The 1,011-nt window shown below is 65.7% G+C and carries 1 protein-coding gene; it reads right to left on the bottom strand.

Annotated elements, in window-relative coordinates; all coding sequences use genetic code 11:
- A partial coding sequence (locus FKG94_RS28925) for a hypothetical protein (protein ID WP_179957863.1) occupies positions 1–1,011 on the bottom strand: 1,011 nt, incomplete at both ends.

Raw genomic sequence — 1,011 nt, 5'->3', positions numbered from 1 at the left:
TCACCGCTGTCATGGTGTTGGTAACCGGCAGTGCCGCGGCCCAAGACGACCATACCCAGGTTCGGGTTGTCGTTGAGCATATCCTTACCGAACTGGGCCAGTTCCTGGTCAGCGGCCACCTGACTGACATTGGTGGCGTATTCCTGCTGGATAGGATCGGCGGGTTTGTTGCCCCAGAACAGGTGCCAGCCGGTATCCAGGGTTTCCCAACCATCCAGCTCGGCGTATTCCTTGAGTTCATCCACCTGGTGGGCAGCATTGACGCCCTGTTGGATACCCGCCAGGACGAGACCGACCCCCAGACCGATGGGGCCGAGCGCACTCCCCGTGGCCAAACCCACGCCGGTGCCGATACCGATGCCGATACCGGCGGTGCTCAACCCACCGTTGACAAGATGGTTGGTTTTGTCCGCCGTATCATCGGTGTGCCCGGCTCTGACGAAACTGTCGACGGCGCCGTAGGCATCCAGTAACGTGGTGGCGCCGGTAGCGAGCGAGCCCAGGGTGCGCACCCCTTTGCTCAGTTGGGCCAACCCTTTGACGCCGCCGGTACCGAGGTCGGCGCCCGCGTCAATGGCTCTGGTCACCTGGCGCGTAAGATGTTGATCCACCAAACCGGCACCGGCGCTGATCGCGTCGGCGCCCATCGCGCCCCCCACCAGGCCCAGTGCCTGGGCGGAGGCGTCGCGCACCGCGGGATCATGGGACTGGAGCCCCTGCACCGCCCGGTTGATTTCCGCTCCGCCCAGGGCCAGGTTGCCGACCCCTGCTGCTGCCGTCAAGCCAGTGGCCGCACCGCTTTGCCCCCAGTGGGAGCTTTGCGGGGCCGTTTGGGGCATCCCGGCGGCGGGAGTGTCTGAAGCCGAGTAGCCCGGTAGCGTCGCCGGCCCTTCCGTATAAGCGGGCGGCACCGCCAGAGCCTCCGGATACGCCGGCGGCGGTACCGGCAACACAGGGTCAGTACCACTTTGACCCGGCTTCTTCTCGCCAGACTTGCGGGCATTCAAGTCC

This window comes from Exilibacterium tricleocarpae (assembly GCF_007004655.1).
GTDB classification, from domain to species: domain Bacteria; phylum Pseudomonadota; class Gammaproteobacteria; order Pseudomonadales; family Cellvibrionaceae; genus Exilibacterium; species Exilibacterium tricleocarpae.
This window is presented reverse-complemented; position numbering and strand designations above follow the sequence as displayed.